Annotated in this window: 17 protein-coding genes; 13 read left to right on the top strand and 4 right to left on the bottom strand. The window is 61.6% G+C overall.

From position 1 onward, the window contains the following. Positions 1–121: 121 nt before the first annotated feature. Together C8C92_RS00660 and C8C92_RS00655 are read left to right on the top strand one after the other, a co-directional pair. On the top strand, positions 122–1243 hold the full coding sequence (locus C8C92_RS00660; RefSeq protein ID WP_243420074.1) for an HD domain-containing phosphohydrolase: 1122 nt from the start codon (positions 122–124) through the stop codon (positions 1241–1243). A gap of 193 nt (positions 1244–1436) precedes the next feature. Continuing rightward, positions 1437–2009 (top strand): FxDxF family PEP-CTERM protein, encoded by a 573-nt coding sequence (locus C8C92_RS00655; RefSeq protein WP_180287846.1) that lies wholly within the window; start codon positions 1437–1439, stop codon positions 2007–2009. A gap of 3 nt (positions 2010–2012) precedes the next feature. On the opposite strand, the gene C8C92_RS00650 is transcribed toward C8C92_RS00655, so the two are convergent. Continuing rightward, a complete protein-coding gene (locus C8C92_RS00650) occupies positions 2013–2498 on the bottom strand; it encodes an SRPBCC family protein (protein WP_116742755.1) in 486 nt (161 codons plus the stop codon). A 209-nt stretch (positions 2499–2707) separates the two neighbouring features. On the opposite strand from C8C92_RS00650, the gene C8C92_RS00645 reads away from it, so the two are divergent. Continuing rightward, the gene (locus tag C8C92_RS00645; RefSeq protein WP_101483210.1) at positions 2708–4768 is read left to right on the top strand and encodes a UvrD-helicase domain-containing protein; all 2061 of its coding nucleotides are present in this window, start codon (positions 2708–2710) and stop codon (positions 4766–4768) included. Positions 4769–4775: 7 nt separating this feature from the next. On the opposite strand, the gene C8C92_RS00640 is transcribed toward C8C92_RS00645, so the two are convergent. Both C8C92_RS00640 and C8C92_RS00635 read right to left on the bottom strand, forming a co-directional pair. Next, complete coding sequence (locus tag C8C92_RS00640) at positions 4776–5132, bottom strand: addiction module antidote protein (protein WP_099761574.1); 357 nt, start codon at positions 5130–5132, stop codon at positions 4776–4778. Then, positions 5129–5509 carry a type II toxin-antitoxin system RelE/ParE family toxin gene (locus C8C92_RS00635; RefSeq protein WP_243420073.1) on the bottom strand — a complete coding sequence of 127 codons (381 nt, stop codon included), beginning with the start codon at positions 5507–5509 and terminating at the stop codon, positions 5129–5131. Before C8C92_RS00635 ends, C8C92_RS00640 begins: the two co-directional genes overlap by 4 nt. Positions 5510–5670: 161 nt before the next feature. Here C8C92_RS00635 and C8C92_RS00630 point away from each other — a divergent pair, with 161 nt between their 5' ends. From C8C92_RS00630 to C8C92_RS00605, 6 genes are all read left to right on the top strand, one after another. Then, on the top strand, positions 5671–5889 hold the full coding sequence (locus C8C92_RS00630; protein WP_070290273.1) for a SlyX family protein: 219 nt from the start codon (positions 5671–5673) through the stop codon (positions 5887–5889). 154 nt (positions 5890–6043) lie between these two features. Beyond that, positions 6044–8203 carry a M3 family metallopeptidase gene (locus C8C92_RS00625; RefSeq protein WP_243420072.1) on the top strand — a complete coding sequence of 720 codons (2160 nt, stop codon included), beginning with the start codon at positions 6044–6046 and terminating at the stop codon, positions 8201–8203. Positions 8204–8429: 226 nt separating this feature from the next. After that, positions 8430–10580, top strand: a complete 2151-nt coding sequence (locus tag C8C92_RS00620) for a M3 family metallopeptidase (protein WP_116742753.1) — start codon at positions 8430–8432, stop codon at positions 10578–10580. A gap of 109 nt (positions 10581–10689) precedes the next feature. Further along, positions 10690–10902, top strand: coding sequence for a VF530 family protein (locus C8C92_RS00615; RefSeq protein WP_070219603.1), 213 nt, complete (start codon positions 10690–10692; stop codon positions 10900–10902). A 12-nt stretch (positions 10903–10914) separates the two neighbouring features. Next, complete coding sequence (locus C8C92_RS00610) at positions 10915–11193, top strand: DUF4404 family protein (RefSeq protein WP_116742752.1); 279 nt, start codon at positions 10915–10917, stop codon at positions 11191–11193. Positions 11194–11430: 237 nt separating this feature from the next. Further along, positions 11431–13692 (top strand): YgiQ family radical SAM protein, encoded by a 2262-nt coding sequence (locus tag C8C92_RS00605; protein WP_218968380.1) that lies wholly within the window; start codon positions 11431–11433, stop codon positions 13690–13692. Between the two features lie 255 nt (positions 13693–13947). On the opposite strand, the gene C8C92_RS27680 is transcribed toward C8C92_RS00605, so the two are convergent. Beyond that, a complete protein-coding gene (locus C8C92_RS27680; protein ID WP_243420071.1) occupies positions 13948–14208 on the bottom strand; it encodes a hypothetical protein in 261 nt (86 codons plus the stop codon). A 19-nt stretch (positions 14209–14227) separates the two neighbouring features. On the opposite strand from C8C92_RS27680, the gene C8C92_RS00600 reads away from it, so the two are divergent. The 4 genes from C8C92_RS00600 to C8C92_RS00585 all read left to right on the top strand — a co-directional run bounded on the left by C8C92_RS00600 (position 14228) and on the right by C8C92_RS00585 (position 18095). Then, positions 14228–15010: a hypothetical protein gene (locus tag C8C92_RS00600; protein WP_243420070.1), complete on the top strand. Its 783-nt coding sequence runs from the start codon at positions 14228–14230 to the stop codon at positions 15008–15010. Positions 15011–15058: 48 nt separating this feature from the next. Next, positions 15059–15781: a hypothetical protein gene (locus tag C8C92_RS00595; RefSeq protein WP_099761587.1), complete on the top strand. Its 723-nt coding sequence runs from the start codon at positions 15059–15061 to the stop codon at positions 15779–15781. Between the two features lie 65 nt (positions 15782–15846). Beyond that, entirely contained in the window at positions 15847–16989 is a 1143-nt protein-coding gene (locus C8C92_RS00590; protein ID WP_116742750.1) for a zinc ribbon domain-containing protein, read from the top strand. An 8-nt stretch (positions 16990–16997) separates the two neighbouring features. Then, on the top strand, positions 16998–18095 hold the full coding sequence (locus tag C8C92_RS00585) for a zinc ribbon domain-containing protein (protein ID WP_099761591.1): 1098 nt from the start codon (positions 16998–17000) through the stop codon (positions 18093–18095). Positions 18096–18155: the final 60 nt, after the last annotated feature.

The following is an 18155-nucleotide window of genomic DNA, read 5'->3' as shown; positions in this document are numbered from 1 at the left end:
GATTGCGCGATCATCGTTGCCACATTGGAATATTGACTAAAAGCAAAAAATATTTCAATTGGTTCATGCCCACGACTTCCTGATGGTAAAAAGGGTGGCGGCTAGCGATGACGGAGACGATGTGAAAATTCGGCGCATTTATGCGGGAGAACTCGCCCTGGGCGTGGCCCTGCCCTGGGACGTGCATGATGAGACGGGCAGCTTGCTGGCCAGGCTGGGCCATGTCATCAGCAGCGAGAACCAGATCGCATTACTGCTGGCGCGTGGCGTCATCGCCGATACCAGCGCGGACGTGCCGCGCACGGCCACGGAAGCGCCGTCGGCCCTGCGCATGCTGAACCTCGTCACGGCGGGCCTGGCCCTCGTCTTGCCGGCGATTGCCGCCGGGCAGGCGGGCAGCCACGCATCCTTGGTGCCGCTGGCGCAGTTGGTGGAAGAGGCGGTGGCACTGGACGCCGACGTGGCGCTGGCCTGCATCCTGCACAACCAGGGTGCGGGCGACTTTGCCGTGCGCCACAGCGTCGACACGGCCGTCATCACGGCCTTGCTGGCGCGTGCCCTGAAACTCGATGACGGGGTAATCCGCAGCGTGCTGCTCGCTGCGCTGAGCATGAATGTGGGCATGCTGGAACGCCATGCGGATTTCCAGCACAAGGCGGGCCCGCTGGACGCGCAGGAACGCGCCTATTTGCGCGCCCATCCGCAAGCGGGTGTCGACTTGCTGCGCGCGGCCGGCGTCACGGACGCCGTCTGGCTGCAAGCCGTGCTGCAGCACCATGAAAATATCGATGGCAGCGGCTATCCGCTGGGCACGCAAGGCGAGGCGATCGGCATCGGCGCGCGCCTGATCATGCTGGCCGACCGCTATTGCGCGCGCGTGTCAAGGCGCAGCTATCGCCAGCCCTTGCTGCCGAACGTGGCCCTGCGTGAAATGCTGATGGCCGACAAGGCCACGCTGGATGCGCCGCTGGCCTCGCTGCTGGTGCGCGAGCTGGGTATCTACCCGGTCGGCACCTTCGTCAAATTACTCAATGGGGAAATCGGCGTCGTCACGCGCAAGGGCTTGAATGCCACCACGCCCCATGTGCAATCGCTGATCGGCCCGCGTGGCGCGCGCCTGGACGTGCCGCTGCGGCGCGATACGCGCGTGGACTTGCACGCCATTCGCGAAGTGCTCAGCGCGGAGCAGGCGGGGCTGCAGTTTCGCCCCGACCAGCTGTGGGGCAGCAGCGCCAGGGCGTGATTGCTGTGTCATTTATGTCACTGTATTTGCAAAAATAATAATTGATTAATTGCAATTACTGCAAAAGATTATTACCATTAGTTTCCTGATGGTTACAAATACAGCGTTGGCCGATAGCGGCGAGAGGTCGTCAAACTCCCGTTGCAGATCTCAGCCATGACCACATGATCCGTATCTACACTGGAGCTTAGCGATGAAAAAACTGATCTGCCTGATGGCCCTGTCCGGCGCCGCCCTGTTGTCCAATGCGCACGCCGCCACGGTGTTTTCCGACAACCACAGTGGTTTGGGCGCCTTGGCCAGCCCTGGCCAGATTACCGATACTTTTACCGCCTCGGCCGGCGCGGCATTGCTGAGTTTCGAGATTCAAGGATATGCCAGTCTGGATGGCGCGAATGATTATGCGGACCTCTTCAAGCTGAGCGTCAACGGCACGACGCTGCTGACGGGCAGCTGGGACCTGGGCGGCGGCGGCGCCAACGTGATTTACCTGAACCCCAACAATGCCACCGTCAATGCCCAGACGAATGGCGCTTTCAGCGGCGGCAAAGCCAGCGTCTACATTCCCATTGCCTTGTTGAGCGGCCTCAACTCGATCACGTATTCCTACTCGGGCAATGCGCAAGGCCTCGGTGACGAAGGCTGGGGCATCAACGCCGTGAACGTGTCGGCCGTGCCGGAACCCGGCACCTACGCCATGATGCTGGCCGGCCTGGGCCTGGTGGGTTTTATGACGCGGCGCAAGGCAGCGAAAAAAGCGGCGTAACGGTCAGTTCAACAGACCCGCATCGAGGCGGCCCTCGGCCGCCAGCTCGCGCATGATGCGCACCGTGTCGATGTCGGATTCCTTGTAGGCGGAGCGGCGGAAGTCGTCGTACAGGGCGTTGGCCGCATCGGTGGCCGCGTCGTGGCCGTCGTCATACTGGAAGCGCACCCACAGGCTCGCTTCATCGGGCATCTCGATGGTCATCACCAGCGAGGAGGCGCTGATATCCTGTTGCGCCGGCACGTCGTAGCGCACCTGCAGTTGCGGTATCAGCACCACCTTGTCGTTGATGACCAGCTCGCCATAGCGCAGGCTGCGCGCGAAACCGGCGTCGCTGCGCTCGCTGATCTGGCACTCGTCCAGGTGCGGCACGAACAGCTTCGGCGACTCGGCGCGCAAGACCAGGCCGCGCCAGACTTGTTCCAGGCTCAGGGTGTCGATCAGCGGGTTCAAAGGATCGTTGATTTCAATCAGGTGTTCAAATTTCATGGGACTGTCATTCGGTAAGTGGGCGCGCACGCGCGATACAGGCGGAATGGTACTCCAGCGCTGACATCGCCGCACGCATGGCATGGGCCAAGATGGCGGCAATTGGCGAGATATCAATGCCATTGCCTGTTTTTCACGCAGATCTTGCCGTGCAAATGGGGCGCGCGACGCTGTTACAATGGGCTGCTGTTCCCTGCGGAAATACCCTGATGTCCAAAGCACCACAGTTCGGTCTGAATGCGCCCCAAAGCGAAGCGGTTACCTACCTCGACGGCCCTTGCCTGGTGCTGGCGGGCGCCGGCTCGGGCAAGACGCGCGTGATCACGCAAAAGATCGCCCATCTGATCGAAGACCGCGGCTATGACCCGCGCACCATCGCCGCGCTGACCTTCACCAACAAGGCGGCGCTGGAAATGCAGGAACGCATCGCCAAACTCTTGAAGCAACCGCGCCAGGCCAAGCAGTTGACGGTGTCGACTTTCCACTCGCTGGGTGTGAAAATCCTGCGCCAGGAAGCCAATGGCGTCGGATTGAAAGACCGCTTTTCCATCATGGACAGCGACGACTGTTTTTCCCTCGTGCAAGACCTCGCCATTACCACCGATAAACAGGTGATACGCGGCATCCAGAACGCCATGTCCTTGTGGAAAAACGGCCTGATCGACCCGGACATGGCGCTGGCGCAGGCGAAGGATGAGGACGAGGCGAACGCGGCGCGCATCTACCGCAGTTATGTGGCCACCCTGTCTGCCTACCAGGCCGTCGATTTCGACGATCTGATCCGCTTGCCGGTGGAACTGTTCCGCAACAACGGCCCCGTGCGCGACAAGTGGCAGCGCCGTTTGCGCTACCTGCTCGTCGACGAATACCAGGATACGAATACGTGCCAGTACGAATTGGTGAAACTGATGGTGACGGGCATCGGCAAGAAGCCGATGTTTACGGCCGTGGGCGACGATGACCAGGCCATTTATGCCTGGCGCGGCGCCACCGTGGAAAACCTGAAGACCCTGGAAACGGATTTCCCCGATTTGCGGGTGATCAAGCTCGAGCAGAATTACCGCTCCACCATGCGCGTGCTCAACGCGGCCAATGCCGTCATCGGCAACAACCCGAAACTGTTTGAAAAGTCGCTGTGGTCGGAACACGGCCTGGGCGAGCCGATCAAGGTGCTGGGCATGCAGACGGACGAGCAGGAGGCGGAGCAGGTCGCCATCATGATTTCGGCCGACCATTTTGAGCGCAAGAACAAGTTTTCCGATTATGCGATTTTGTACCGGGGCAACCACCAGGCGCGCATCATCGAGCAGTGTCTGCGCAAGGAACGCATCCCGTACACGATTTCGGGCGGCCAGAGCTTTTTCGACAAGGCCGAGATCAAGGACATCATCAGCTATCTGCGTTTGCTGGCGAACGAAGACGATGACCCGGCCTTCATTCGCGCCGTGACGACGCCGCGCCGTGGCGTGGGACAGTCGACTTTGGAAGTGCTGGGCGCGTTTTCGGGGCAGTGGCAGTGCTCGCTGTTCCAGGCCGTCTTTAAAGGCGGCATCGAGGCCAAGCTGACGGACCGCCAACTGGGGCCGCTACGCGACTTCTGCAACTTCATCAACGATCTCGAATCGCGCGCCAGCCGTCCCGGCGCGGCTGGCAGCGGCGACAACGCGGCCGAAGTGCTGGACGACATGATGAAGGAAATCCACTACGAATCGTATCTGTACGATGCCTTCGAGGAACGGCAAGCGCAAAGCAAGTGGCAGAACGTGCTGGAATTCGTCAACTGGCTCAAGGAACGGGGCAGGGGCGGCAAGGACCGCGACGGCGAAGAAAAGAACGTGCTGGAACTGACGCAGATGGTGGCCCTGATGACCATGCTCGAAGGCAAGGACGAAGAGCAGGACGCCGTGCGCATGTCCACCCTGCACGCGTCCAAGGGTCTTGAATTCCCGCACGTGTTTCTGGTCGGTGTGGAAGAGGGCATCTTGCCGCACAAGGGCGACCCTGACGCGCCCGCCGAAACCATCGCCGCGCGCATCCAGGAAGAGCGCCGCCTGATGTATGTGGGCATCACGCGCGCCCAGCGCACCTTGCACGTGACCTGGTGCAAGAAACGCAAGCGGGCGGGCGAGCAAGTCCATTGTGACCCGTCGCGTTTCATCAAGGAAATGCAACTCGACGTGGGCGACGCCGTGCCGACGGAGTCGGAAATCATTTCGCCGAAAGAACGGCTGGCGCGCATGAAGGCCTTGCTGGCCACGCCGAAAGTGTAAGCGGCGTTCAGGCTTCCACGGCGCCGTCCGGCGTGGTTTTTGGCACGATGGCCAGCTGCATGCCCAGCGCATCGAGCATCTTCAAAATGGTTTCGAAGCGCGGCTTGCTGCCTTCGCGCAAGGCTTTATAGGCGCCTTCGCGCGTGATGTCGGCCCGCGCCGCCACCTTGCCCATGCCGTAGGCACGCACCACGTCGTTCATGGCAGCCTGGAACAGCTCGGCGTTGCCGGTGGCGACGATTTCGCTCATGTAGGCGGCCACGGCGGCTTTGCTGGTCAGGTGTTGCGTCGGGTCAAATTTGCTCAGGCCTAAGGCTTCCAGGTCGTCGAGATCGAAGGTGTCACTGTGTATGTCCTGGTTCATTTTTTTCGTACTCCTGTCGATGGGCCTGCCGCCGCTTTCCGGATGGCTGACTGCCGGGCTTTCAAGTCCTTGAGGATCGCTTGCGCCTGCTTGATGTCGCGTTGCTGGCTCGATTTGTTTCCACCCAGCAGCAACAAGATCAGGGTGCCCCGATTCGTTTCGTGAAAATACACGCGCCAGCCAGGTCCCGTCTGTAAAAAACGCAGCTCGCACACGCCTTCACCCACTGGCCGCCAGTCGCCCTTTTTTCCGTGCTGCAAATGCTTGATGCGCGCATCGATGGCGGCCGCCGCCACGTCGTGCAGGGAATCTTCCCAGCGCCGGTATTCGGCCGTCTTGCGCGTATCGATCAGGTCAGGCAAGGTGGATACGTCCATTGTAATCGTTTGTTCTCATTCGTCAAGCGGTTTGATTCAGCCATCAGGGAAGAATAGGCAGAAATGGCCGCCTGACCGATGGGGAATGGACGAGGTTTGTGCTGGCTCACGCCGCTGCGGCGGTAGAATGCCGCTTTCAGTCAGGAATCACCGAGAGCACCATGGACAATGCAGAACAGATGGAAACACGTTTCGTCGATATCGAAATCAAGCTGGCGCAGCAGGAAGACCTGGTCGAGTCGCTGAACCAGATGGTGTACCAGCAAGGCAAGCGCATCGACCAGCTCGAAGCGATGCTGCACAAGCTGGGCGAACACGTGCGCGACGGGGCGCAGCAGGCAAACGGCGGACTGGTCAACGAACGTCCGCCGCATTACTGAATCGGCATCGTGGCGCGGAGCGCATGAAAACCGTTCCTCACCGGCAGGCGCGCTACCATCGGTAGCGGCGGGTGACGCAAGTGTGTCAGGCTGTTATTATTTCAGGCTGGCCCGCGACACAATCGCGGCTCTCTTGCGTTTCTTGAAAGAAGACATGACCCGTCCTACAATGCTCGTCATCGCCGCCAGCCTGATGCTGGCACCAGCCGCCGCCGCTTTTGCCGCCACCACCGTGCCCACCACTGCCGCTACCGCGGCCGCCGCCTTGCCCGCCTCGAACCCGTTTGCGCAAGCGAGCAGCCTGCCATTCCACTATCCGCCGTTCGACAAGGTGCAGGACGCCGACTACGCGCCCGCCTTTACGGCCGGCATGGCCGCCAACCTGGCGGAAATCAACGCGATTGCGAATAACCCGAAAGCGGCCACGTTCGACAACACCATCGTCGCCATGGAACGCTCGGGTCAGCTGCTGAGCCGTGTGCGCACCGTGTTTTCCGTGATGTCCGGCTCGAACACGAATGAGACGATCCAGGGCCTGGAACGCGAGCTGGCGCCGAAAATGGCCGCCCACAGCGACGCGGTCATGCTCAACGACAAGTTGTTCAAGCGCATCGACAGCCTGTACGCCAAGCGCGACAAGCTGGGCCTCGATGCCGAATCGAAGCGTTTGCTGGAACGCTATCACACGGATTTTGTACGCGCGGGCGCCAAGCTGTCGGCGGCGGACAAGCAAAAGCTGCGTGCCTACAACGGCCAGCTCGCTGCCCTGTCGACCAAGTTCGCACAGAACGTGCTGAAGGAATTGAACGCGTCGGCCGTCGTCGTCGATACGCGCGAAGAGCTGGACGGCCTGTCGCCGGCCGCCATCGAAGTGGCTGCCGGCCTGGCCAAGAAGCGCGGTCTCGATGGCAAATACGTGATCGCCCTCGTCAATACGACGGGCCAGGCGCCGCTGTCGCTGCTGACCAACCGCGCCGTGCGCGAACGCATCATGGCCGCTTCGCAAGCGCGCGGCAGCCGTGGCGGCGAGTTCGACAATACCGCCGAAGTGCTGGAACTGGCGAAACTGCGCGCTGAACGTGCCGCGCTGATGGGCTACCCGAACTATGCGGCCTATTCGCTGGAAGACCAGACGGCGCATGACACCACCGCCGTGAACGCCCTGCTGGGCGAGCTGGCGAAGCCGGCCGTCGTCAATGCGCGGCGTGAAGCGGACGATATCCAGAAGGTCATCGATGCAGGCAAAGGCGGCTTCAAGGTGGGCGCTGCCGACTGGGCTTTCTATAGCGACAAGGTACGCGCCGAACGCTACAACTTTGATGAAACGCAACTCAAACCGTACTTTGAAATGCACAGCGTATTGACCAAGGGCGTGTTCTTTGCCGCTGGCAAGTTGTACGGCCTCACCTTCAAGCAGCGCACCGACTTGCCCGTCTACACGGCCGACATGCTGGTGTACGACGTCTTCAATGAAGATGGCACGCAACTGGCCATTTTCACGCTCGATCCTTACGCGCGCAGCAACAAGCGCGGCGGCGCTTGGGCGAATGCCTACGTGGGCCAGTCGAGCTTGCTGAACCGCAAGCCGGTGATTGCGAATAACCTCAACATTCCGAAGCCGGAAGCGGGCCAGCCGACCCTGATGACGTTTGACGAAGTCAACACCATGTTCCACGAATTCGGCCATGCGCTGCACGGCATGTTTTCGAACGTGAAATACCCGCGCTTCGCCGGCACCAGCGTGCCGCGCGACTTCGTCGAATACCCGTCGCAAGTCAATGAAATGTGGGCGCTGTGGCCGGAAGTGCTGCAAAACTACGCCAAGCACTACCAGACGGGCGCGGCCATCCCGGCCGAGCTGCTGGCCAAAGTGACGGCGGCCGACAATTTCAACCAGGGCTATAAAACCACGGAATACCTGGCATCGGCCTTGCTGGACCAGCGCTGGCATCAGCTGACCCCGGCACAGATCCCCACCGACGTGCTGGCGTTTGAAAAAACCGCCTTGACGCAGGCGGGTGTCGATTTCGCGCCGGCGCCGCCGCGCTACCGCACCACGTACTTTTCGCACGCGTTCGCGGGCGGTTATTCGGCCGGCTACTACGCGTATCTGTGGTCGGAAAAGCTCGATGCCGATACGGTCGAGTGGTTCAAGGAAAACGGCGGCCTGACGCGCAAGAACGGCGACTGGTTCAGAGCCAAGTTGCTGTCACGCGGCGGCAGCGCCGATGCGCTCGACATCTACCGTAACTTCCGCGGCCGCGATGCGAAGATCGAGCCGCTGCTGCAACGCCGTGGCTTGAACGGCAAGTAATCCGCGTCATTCCGGCCTCAAGGCCAGGTCAATGAAAAAGGCTGCCAAGCGATTGGCAGCCTTTTTTATTTGGCGATGTTGATTGCAAACCGTGGTAAACCGCGCATTTGGCGTGCTGCACCACAGGATCGCCCATGTTGGATGACGCCTGTGTGACAGGCTGCTATGATCTGCCACTGGCCCGCGACGCGATCGCGGTTCTTCCCCGCGCTTCCTGAAAGATGTCATGATCCGTCCACAACTGCTCGTCATCGCCGCCAGCGTCATGCTGGCCCACGCCGCTCCATCCGCCCTGGCCGCCACCGCTGCCAACTCCGCACCCGCCGCCATCAGCGCCCAAAATCCGCTGTTGAAAGTTAGCCCGCTGCCATTCCAGATGCCGCAGTTCGGTCTGATCAAGGATGGTCACTACGCGCCGGCGTTTGCCGAAGGCATGAAACGTCAGCTGGCTGAAGTCAATGCGATTGCCAACAACCGCCAGGCGCCCACGTTTGAAAACACCATCGTGGCCCTCGAGCGCACGGGGCAGCTGCTGCACCGCGTACAAAACATCTTCAGCAACATGACCTCGACCAACACGAATCCCGTGCTGGAAGCGGTGGAAGTGGATGTGTCGCCCAAGCTGGCCGCGCATACGGATGCCATCGACCTGAATCCAAAACTGTTCGTCCGCATCGATACCCTGTACGCCAAGCGCGACAAGCTGGGTCTCGATGCCGAATCCTTGCGCTTGCTGGAACGCTATCACACCGATTTCGTGCGCGCCGGCGCCAAGCTGTCCGATGCGGACAAGGAAAAGCTGAAGGCTTTCAACGCCGAGCAGGCGGGCCTGGAAACGGCCTTCGCGCAAAACGTGCTGAAGGAAACGAATGCCAAGAGCATCGTCGTCGACACGCGCGCCGAACTGGCAGGCATGACGGACAGCGATATCGACACGGCCGCCGCTGCCGCCAAGGAACGCGGCTTGAACGGCAAGTTCCTCATCGCCCTCGTCAACACCAGCGGCCAGCCGCCATTGGCCGTATTGACGGATCGCAAGACGCGTCAGCGTTTGATGGATGCGTCGCTGAACCGGGGCAGCCAGGGCGGCGAGTTCGACAATCGCGCCATCGTGCTGAAGCTGGCCAAATTGCGCGCCGAACGGGCCACCTTGCTCGGTTACGCCAATTACGCTGCGTATTCGCTGGAAGACCAGACGGCCAAGACGACGACCGCCGTCAACACCCTGCTGTCGGAACTGGCCAAACCGGCCGTCGCCAACGCGCGCCGCGAAGCGGCCGACCTGCAGCAAGTGGTCGATGCGGAAAAGGGCGGTTTCCAGGTGGCAGCGGCCGACTGGGCCATCTACACGGACAAGCTGCGCAAGCAGCGTTTCAATTTTGATGAAAACGAGCTGAAGCCGTACCTGGAACTCAACAGCGTGCTGAATAATGGCGTCTTCTTTGCCGCCAATAAACTGTATGGCATCAGCTTCAAGCAGCGTACTGATCTGCCGGTGTACAACCCGGACGTGCGCGTGTATGACGTGCTGGACGCCAACGGCAAGCCGCTGGCCCTGTTCATCGCCGACTTTTATGCGCGCGGCAACAAGCATGGCGGCGCGTGGATGAATGAATACGTGTCGCAGTCCAGTTTGATGGGCACGCATCCTGTTGTTGCGAATCAATTGAATATTCCGAAGCCACCGTCCGGTCAGCCGACCTTGCTGACGTTCGATGAAGTGACGACCATGTTCCACGAATTCGGCCATGCGCTGCACGGCATGTTCTCGAACGTGAAATACCCGCGCTTTGCCGGCACCAGCGTGCCGAGCGACTTCGTCGAGTATCCATCGCAAGTCAATGAAATGTGGGCCGTCTGGCCGGAAGTGCTGCAAAATTACGCCAAGCACTACCAGAGCGGCGCGGCCATGCCGCAGGAACTGCTCGATAAAGTCACGGCGGCGAAGAAATTCAACCAGGGCTTCATGACCACGGAATACCTGTCGGCGGCCCTGCTGGACCAGCGCTGGCACCAGCTGGCGCCAGCGCAGATTCCGACCGACGTGCTGGCCTTTGAAGCGGCATCGCTGAAAGACGCTGGCGTCGACTACGCGCCCGTACCGCCGCGCTACCGCACCAGCTACTTCTCGCACAGCTTCTCGGGCGGCTACTCGGCGGCCTATTATGCCTACCTGTGGTCGGAAAAGCTGGACGCGGAATCGGTCAACTGGTTCAAGGAAAACGGCGGCCTGACGCGCAAGAATGGCGACTGGTTCCGCAGCAAATTGCTGTCGCGCGGCGGCAGCGTCGATGCGCTGCAACTGTTCCGTGACTTCCGCGGCCGCGATGCGACCGTGGAACCATTGCTGGAACGCCGCGGCTTGAACGCCAAGTAAGCCGTCCTCATCAGAAGCTTGCGTTGCGTTGACATGGCGCACGCAAGCTTTCTGTGCCGGCGGCGTAGAATTGAGTAAGATGTAAATAAGTAGGCAGTCGAAAGAGTATATGAGTCAGCAAGATTTGAATGGTATTACCCTGGAAGGTATCGTGACGCGCCTGCACGCCCACTACGGCTGGGACGGCCTGGCCAAGCACATCGATATCAATTGCTTCATCAGCGATCCCAGCATCAAGTCGAGCCTGAAGTTTTTGCGCAAGACCCCGTGGGCCAGGAGCAAGGTGGAACAATTGTTTCTGGACACGCAATTTACTGACTGACAGGAAAAAGATATGGATAGCAAACTCAAGGAATCGCTGCAACAGCTGCAATCGACCATCGCATCTGGCGATCCTGTGGATGAAGAAACGCATGGTTTGCTGCAAAAGCTCAATGGTGATATTCAGCAACTGCTGGAAAAGCGCGCCGCGCAGGAAGAGGACGAAGAGTCGACTACCTATGGCCTGGCCGAGCGCAGCCAGGAATTGTCGGCCAAGTTCGCCGTCAAGCATCCGAAGCTGGAGCCGGCGTTGCGGGAGTTGGGTGAGATTTTAGCGAATATGGGGATCTGATGTAACCCGGGGAAAAGCTGGGGTCAGACCCTTGAAGGGTCTGACCCCAAGGGCCACATTTCCCCAAGTGATTGAAAAATAAACGTTTTTTATACGAAAATCCAACAGTAAAAAGCAGGCCGTCAGGTTGGAAATGGCCAATTCCGGTACAATCCGTACCCTATGAGCTCCCCTACCAATTTATTTGCGACCGTTCCCAAGCGGTCTGCCCGCGCTGCTGTGGCGCCTTTCCTGCCGATGTCGCGTGCCGAGATGGACGCGCTGGGCTGGGACCAGTGCGACGTCATCCTCGTCACGGGCGACGCCTACATCGACCATCCGAGTTTCGGCATGGCCCTGGTGGGCCGCCTGCTCGAAGCGCAAGGTTACCGCGTCGGCATCATCAGCCAGCCCGACTGGCTGTCGGCCGACGCCTTCCGCATCCTCGGCAAGCCGCGTCTGTATTACGGCATTACGGCCGGCAACATGGATTCCATGGTCAACCAGTACACGGCCGACCGCAAGATCCGCTCCGACGACGCCTACACGGCGAATGCCGAACCGAATAAACGCCCGGACCGCGCCGTCACCGTGTACGCCCAGCGCGCGCGCGAAGCATATCCCGACGTGCCGGTGGTCATCGGCAGCATCGAAGCGTCCTTGCGCCGCATCGCCCATTATGATTACTGGTCGGACAAGGTCCGCCGTTCCGTCTTGCCCGATTCCAAGGCCGATCTGCTGATCTTCGGCAATGCCGAACGGGCGCTGGTCGACTTGACGCACCGTCTGGCTGCCGGCGAAGCCATCAAGGATATCCGCGACTTGCGCGGCACGGCCTTCATGGTGCCGGCTGGCTGGCTGCCCGGCGACGACTGGGGTGTGCACAATTCCACCCGCGTCGACGTGCCCGGCAAGGTCGATCCGCACTACAGCCCGTATGAGATGGTGCAGGAAGACAAGACCGCCTGCGCCACGGAAAATGCCTCAAAATCGGCCGAAGTCATCAAGCCGATCCGCATCATGAGCCGCGAAGAGCGCCTGGCCATGGCCAAGGAAAAGCACGACAAGACCGTCGTGCGCCTGCCCGCGTACGATGTCGTCAAGGATGACCCGGTGATGTATGCGCACGCCTCGCGCGTGTTCCACCTGGAATCGAATCCCGGCAATGCGCGTGCCATGGTGCAGGCGCACGGCGAACGCGACGTGTGGCTCAATCCGCCGCCGCTGCCGCTGGCCATGGACGAGATGGATGGCGTGTACGACATGAATTACGCGCGCGCGCCGCACCCGAGCTATGGCAAGGCGCACATTCCCGCCTGGGAAATGATCCGCTTTTCCGTCAATATCATGCGCGGCTGCTTCGGCGGCTGCACCTTCTGTTCGATCACCGAGCATGAGGGCCGCATCATCCAGAGCCGTTCGGAACCGTCGATCTTGCGCGAAATCGAGCATATCCGCGATAAAACCAAGGGCTTCACGGGCACCATTTCCGATATGGGTGGCCCGACGGCGAATATGTACCGCCTCGCTTGCAAAGACAAAGAGATCGAAGTGTCGTGCCGCCGCCTGTCGTGCGTGTACCCGTCCATCTGCGTGAATCTGGGCACGGACCACAGCAAGCTCATTTCGCTGTACCGCAAGGCGCGCGCCATTCCCGGTATCAAGAAAGTGCTGATCAGCTCAGGCTTGCGCTACGACCTGGCCGTGCGTTCGCCCGAGTACGTGAAGGAACTGGTGACGCACCACGTCGGCGGCCTCTTGAAAATTGCGCCCGAGCATACGGAAGAGGGCACTTTGTCGAAGATGATGAAGCCCGGCATCGGCGCGTATGACGAGTTCAAGGAAATGTTCGACCGTTTTTCGCTGGAAGCGGGCAAGAAGCAATACCTGATCCCGTACTTCATTGCGGCCCATCCGGGCACGACGGACCTGGACATGCTGAACCTGGCCCTGTGGCTGAAGAAAAACAATTTCAAGCTGGACCAGGTGCAAACCTTCATGCCTACGCCGATGGCCATGGCCACGACCATGTATCACACGCGCAAGAATCCTTTGCGCAAGGTGACGGCCGACTCGGAAGTGGTGGAAACGGCGCGCAGTGGCAAGATCCGCCGCACGCACAAGGCTTTCCTGCGCTACCAGGACCCGGCCAACTGGCCGATTTTGCGCGAAGCGCTGGTCAACATGGGCCGTGGCGACTTGATCGGCAATGGCGACAAGCACTTGATTCCCGCCTGGACGTCGTCCGAGTCGGGCGGCCTGGCCGCAGGCGAACGCAGCCGCCAGACGCATGGCGCCGGCACGCCGGACAAGTTCAAGGTCACGCCGGGCAAGAACCGCATCGCCCTGGGCGGCACGGCAGCGGCGCCGAAGGCATCGGCTGCCGAGTCGAAAGTGCGGCCCTCGATCTTGTCGACCATCAAGACGAAAGCCAAGCCGGCCGCCGTGCCGATGGGCCGTGGCAGCAAGCCGCCTGCCAAGGGCGGCCATGCCGCACCAGCACGCGGCGGACGCAAGTAAGCCAGCGTCACTGTCCCCCCTGCATCGACTGAAACCCGGCAACGCACACTGCGTTGCCGGGTTTTTTGCTTTCCGCGCACCAAGATGGTGCGCGACACCTGCTTGGCGGCAGGATTTTTACCAATATTTAAAAATTGAATAGAGCAAAAGGCAATTTTCTCTTGTGGCAACTTGCTGTTTGAAAATATACTCGTTGCATATTTAGCCGTACGGCAACAAAGCTGCCATTCTGGCAAGCGATACAGGCGTATGGCGTCAGCGTTGATATGAAAAGAGATGCCAATTGAAATGCCTTTCCTGCCAGGCCGAGAATAAACCGGGTGCAAAATTCTGTTCTTCCTGCGGCACGACGTTTGCCGTTGCCACCACCGATGCCGCCCCGGTAGCAGGCAAATCCTGTGGCCAGTGCGGCCATGATTGCAAGGCCGATGCCAGATTCTGTCCCAAGTGCGCGTTCAGCTTTGCCGTGGCGCCAGAGGCGGCAGCGGTGCCGCCGCCTCTGCCGGAGCCCATCATTGCGCCCGCCATCGAGCCCGTGCCTGAACCTCTCCCGACGCCAGTGGTGAAACCTGTCGCGGTACCCCCGCCGCCGCCCGTGCTGGAAAAGCGCCAGCCTGAAGCCGCCCCCGCACCCGCACCCGCACCCGCACCCGCACCCGCACCCGCACCCGCACCTGCGCCGGAACCGGAACCGGGAGCCATTCCCGCACGCGTGCCGGACAGTGTTCCCGATACGCCAGCTGACATCCCGACAGGCGGCAACCGCATGAAGCTGATCGCGGCGGCGGTCGCCGTGGTGGTGCTGCTGGGCGGTGCGGGCGCTTACTATTTCTTGTCAGGCAAGCCGCCTGTCGCGGCGCCGGAAGCCGCGCCAACTGTGCCGCCGGAACCTGCGCCTGCCGCCGAAAAGCCGCTGGTCATCAGCGACCCTGCGCTCGATGGCGCCACGGCGGCCGAGCCTGCCGTGACGCCAGCGGTGCCCGCTCCGGTGCCAGCACCGGTTGCCGCCCCTGCGCCCGCGCCCGAGCCTGCACCAGCGCCAGCGCCAGCGCCTGCCCCCGTCGTGGAAAAGCCGGCCAAGCCCGTCAAGGCAGCACCGCCAGTCGCGCCCGCCAACCAGGCTGCCGGACTGGAAAGTGTGATCACGGAGAGCCTGTCGGAAGCGAGCCACTGCATGAGTCAGCGCAAATATGACTGTGCCATTGCCAACGCGAATGCCGTGTTGCGCATGGACAAGGGCAACCGCTACGCGCTCGACATCAAGCGCAAGGCGAAAGACGCGCAAGACAAGGCGCTGTCGCAAATCCAGATCGAGTAAGCCGCGCTGCTTGCCTCCCCCCCTATTTTGTTCCTCCCGGAGAATAACGTGAAAAACTTGAAACAAATTGCCAAGCCCATGGTAGCGCTGCTGGTTGTGTCCTCGATGCTGGCCGGTTGCGCCGCGCCGGGTGGCCCTGGCGCCACCGGCACCACCACCGCAGGCACGGAAGCGGCCAGCGGTGAATGCAATACGGCCATGCTGGCCGGCATCGGCGCTGTCGTGGGCGGCTTGCTGGGCGGTGGCACGAATACCGTGCGCGGCGCGGCCCTGGGCGCCAGCCTGGGCGCACTCGCCTGCGTGGCCTTGAACTATCAAAGCCAGCAAGTCAAGACGGCGCAGCAAGTGCAGGCCGACTACAAGGTGGCCAACAAGGGCAAGCTGCCCGAGCAGTCGACCTTGGTAAAGTATGAGACGGCCTTTACGCCATCTTCCGTACGTCCGGGCCAGAAGGCGCAGACCAATTCGTATATCGAAGTGGCAGCCGGCACGCGCGATCCGAACCCGCTGGTGGAAGAAGAGTTGAGCCTGTACAAGCCAAATGGCGACCTGATCAAAACTGTGCGCAAGGTGGTCAGCAGCAACAACGGCAGCGGCGCCTACAAGGGCGGCTTCTCGATTCCCATGCCCGAAGGCGTGCCGCAGGGCATTTACCCCGTGCGTACCGCCTTGTACCTGAATAGCAAGCGTGTCGGCGGCCAGGACGTCAAACTGCAGATCGTCCAGCGCCAGGCGCCTGCGAGCGAGCTGCAACTGGCGCTGGCTTACTGACACAGCAATACCACGGGGCGGCCAGGCAGGCCGTCCCATCCCGATTTCCCCCTTCCAGGCTAGACATGACCATTTCCACAGAAGCACATAAACCGTTTCCCTTTTCCTCCGCCGTGGGATCGCTGATCGAAGCGACCGATGCCATCAAGAATTTCCGCGCGATTGCCCTGCTGGCCCTGACCTTCATCGGCGCGGTGCTCGTCGGCGGCGTGCTGACGATGCTCGCCGGCAGCATGAGCAGTGTCGTGCTGGCCTTCCTGGGCGGCCTGATGGCCTTCCTCGTGATGTTTTACGGTTCCAACGCCGTGGGCATCCTGCTGATGCGCGATGCGCAGGGCCAGCCTGGCTTGAGCCTGGTTGATGCCGTGCTCGTCTCGCTGTACACCAGCCACCGCCTGATCGCGGTCGTCTTCCTGGAATTTTTGATCGTGCTGGCGGCCATGATCGCCATCGCCATCATCTTGTTCGTCTGCAAAATCCCCGTGCTGGGCCCCGTGCTGTACGCGGTGGTCTTCCCCTTGTCGGCCATCGTGCTGGGCGTGCTGGTGTTCGCGCTGTTCTACGTGATGCTGCCGCTGGCCGGCCCTGCTGCCTGGTCGGGCGCCAGCGTGTTCCAGATCATTGCCCGCCTGAACCAGATCGTGCGCACCAAGCTGGTGTCGGTGATCCTGCTGGAAGTGCTGTTGTTCCTGATCACGTCGTTTACCGCGCTGCTGATCTTTGGCGTGCTGGGCACGGGCGTGTCGCTGACCACGGGCATGTCGGCTGGCATCCTGGGCCTAGGCGGCGGCCAGATGAACATGTATGCGCTGGCCTCGGGTCTGGGTGGCGGCAGCGGTTCCGGCTATATCATCGCTGCCGGCCTGGGCGGCGGCTTGCTGATGGCGGCCGCGGCCGTTGTGCCTGGCCTGATCTTCACCAAGGGCGTGTGCATCATTTACCTGAACGCCACGCGCAATGTCGATTTCAGCGCCTCGGAAGCGAGCCTGAACGACGGCCTGGCCGTGGTCAAGAAAAAGGCCGAGGAAGCGCGTGAACGTGCGCGCGCCCTGGCCGAGCAGGCGACGGCCCCAGCCGCTCCAGCCGCTCCAGCCGCCCCGGCAGCGCCAGCCGCTGCACCGGCAGACAGCCTGCAATGCCCGAGCTGCAAGGCACCGGTCGCGTCCGATGACGTGTTCTGCGGCGAATGCGCGCATAAACTCAAGTAAGGCAGACCATGGCTCACTTCTGTACCAAATGCGGCACGGCCTATGCCCCGGGCGCGCGCTTTTGCGATGAATGCGGCAATACCTTGCCTGCCACGGCAGCGGCAGCACCGGCGCCGGCACCGGCCAGTCCGGCCGGGGCTGGCGTGCAGCGGCGCCACGTCATGATTGCCGGCGGCGTGCTGGCGGTAGTCATCGTGGCTGGCGGCGCCCTGGCGTGGCTGCTGGCGCCCGAAGCGGCCTCGGCCAGCAGTTTCAGCCGCGCCATCGATGCCCACCTGACGGCCGACGAGGCGGCGCGCGACAAGTTGCTGTGCTTGACCAACTTGCCGTACCAGAAGGAAGAAATCCGCGTAGCCTCGTACGACAGTTCCACGCGGCAATGGCTCGATATCCTCGTGCGTAGCGGGCTGTACGCAGCTCCCGTCGAGCAAAGCAGCGGTGGCTGGCTTGCGCAATCGCAATTTGTCTACGCGCTGGCCGCCCCGGGCAAGGCGGCCTTGCGCGGCGACAAGCTGTGCGTGGCCAAGGGCGTGAAAGTGGCCAAGGTCAGCGGCTACGAGCAGGTGCGCGAGATGGGCGGTCAGCAGGTAGCGATGGCCACTGCCACGCTGGCCTTGACCGATGAGGCGACGTGGCTGGCCAAATCGGCGGACCGGGCACTGATCCTGCAACGCTTGCCGCACGGTGACCTGGAAGTGGAATTGCCGCTGGCGCTGGTCGACAAGCAATGGCAAGTCACCGACCGCGCGCAACTGCAGCAGGCTGCCATGAGCATGGCCATGGCAGGGGCCTTGGGTAATGCGTCGGCCACCCAGGGACCGGGCATGCTGGATAAACTGAAAGGCCTGTTCAGCTTTGGCGGCCACCCGCTGGTGGGCAAATGGAAGGCACCAATGGGCGGTGTGCTGGAATTTACGCGTGACAGCGTCATCGAGAACACCAAGGCAAGCAAAGGCACCTTTACCACCGAGGGCAATGTCGTGACGTTCGCGCCGGAAGGCGCAGGCGGCATGGCCATGCAAATCAGCCTGAGCAATAGCAACAACACGGCTACGCTCAGCATCGGCGGCATGCCGATCACGGTGCTGCAGCGCGTGCGCGATTAAGCATCCGGCGGGTGGCGCAGCGTGCCGCCTTGCATCATTCCAGAAGCCCGGCCATGCCGG

It is taken from the genome of Janthinobacterium sp. 78, from assembly GCF_003096775.1.
GTDB classification, from domain to species: domain Bacteria; phylum Pseudomonadota; class Gammaproteobacteria; order Burkholderiales; family Burkholderiaceae_D; genus Janthinobacterium; species Janthinobacterium tructae.
Note: the sequence above shows the minus strand (reverse complement) of the source record. Positions and strands in the feature narration are given on the sequence as shown.

Excerpts from the sequence above, each read along its gene's own strand:
- C8C92_RS00620 (WP_116742753.1), top strand. The coding sequence starts at position 8,430 with ATGATCCGTCCACAACTGCTCGTCATCGCCGCCAGCGTCATGCTGGCC.
- C8C92_RS00655 (WP_180287846.1), top strand. The coding sequence starts at position 1,437 with ATGAAAAAACTGATCTGCCTGATGGCCCTGTCCGGCGCCGCCCTGTTG.
- C8C92_RS27680 (WP_243420071.1), bottom strand. The coding sequence starts at position 14,208 with ATGATGGGCTCCGGCAGAGGCGGCGGCACCGCTGCCGCCTCTGGCGCC.
- C8C92_RS00625 (WP_243420072.1), top strand. The coding sequence starts at position 6,044 with ATGACCCGTCCTACAATGCTCGTCATCGCCGCCAGCCTGATGCTGGCA.
- C8C92_RS00650 (WP_116742755.1), bottom strand. The coding sequence starts at position 2,498 with ATGAAATTTGAACACCTGATTGAAATCAACGATCCTTTGAACCCGCTG.
- C8C92_RS00645 (WP_101483210.1), top strand. The coding sequence starts at position 2,708 with ATGTCCAAAGCACCACAGTTCGGTCTGAATGCGCCCCAAAGCGAAGCG.
- C8C92_RS00630 (WP_070290273.1), top strand. The coding sequence starts at position 5,671 with ATGGACAATGCAGAACAGATGGAAACACGTTTCGTCGATATCGAAATC.
- C8C92_RS00640 (WP_099761574.1), bottom strand. The coding sequence starts at position 5,132 with ATGAACCAGGACATACACAGTGACACCTTCGATCTCGACGACCTGGAA.
- C8C92_RS00635 (WP_243420073.1), bottom strand. The coding sequence starts at position 5,509 with ATGGACGTATCCACCTTGCCTGACCTGATCGATACGCGCAAGACGGCC.
- C8C92_RS00590 (WP_116742750.1), top strand. The coding sequence starts at position 15,847 with ATGACCATTTCCACAGAAGCACATAAACCGTTTCCCTTTTCCTCCGCC.
- C8C92_RS00605 (WP_218968380.1), top strand. The coding sequence starts at position 11,431 with ATGTCGCGTGCCGAGATGGACGCGCTGGGCTGGGACCAGTGCGACGTC.
- C8C92_RS00610 (WP_116742752.1), top strand. The coding sequence starts at position 10,915 with ATGGATAGCAAACTCAAGGAATCGCTGCAACAGCTGCAATCGACCATC.
- C8C92_RS00615 (WP_070219603.1), top strand. The coding sequence starts at position 10,690 with ATGAGTCAGCAAGATTTGAATGGTATTACCCTGGAAGGTATCGTGACG.
- C8C92_RS00585 (WP_099761591.1), top strand. The coding sequence starts at position 16,998 with ATGGCTCACTTCTGTACCAAATGCGGCACGGCCTATGCCCCGGGCGCG.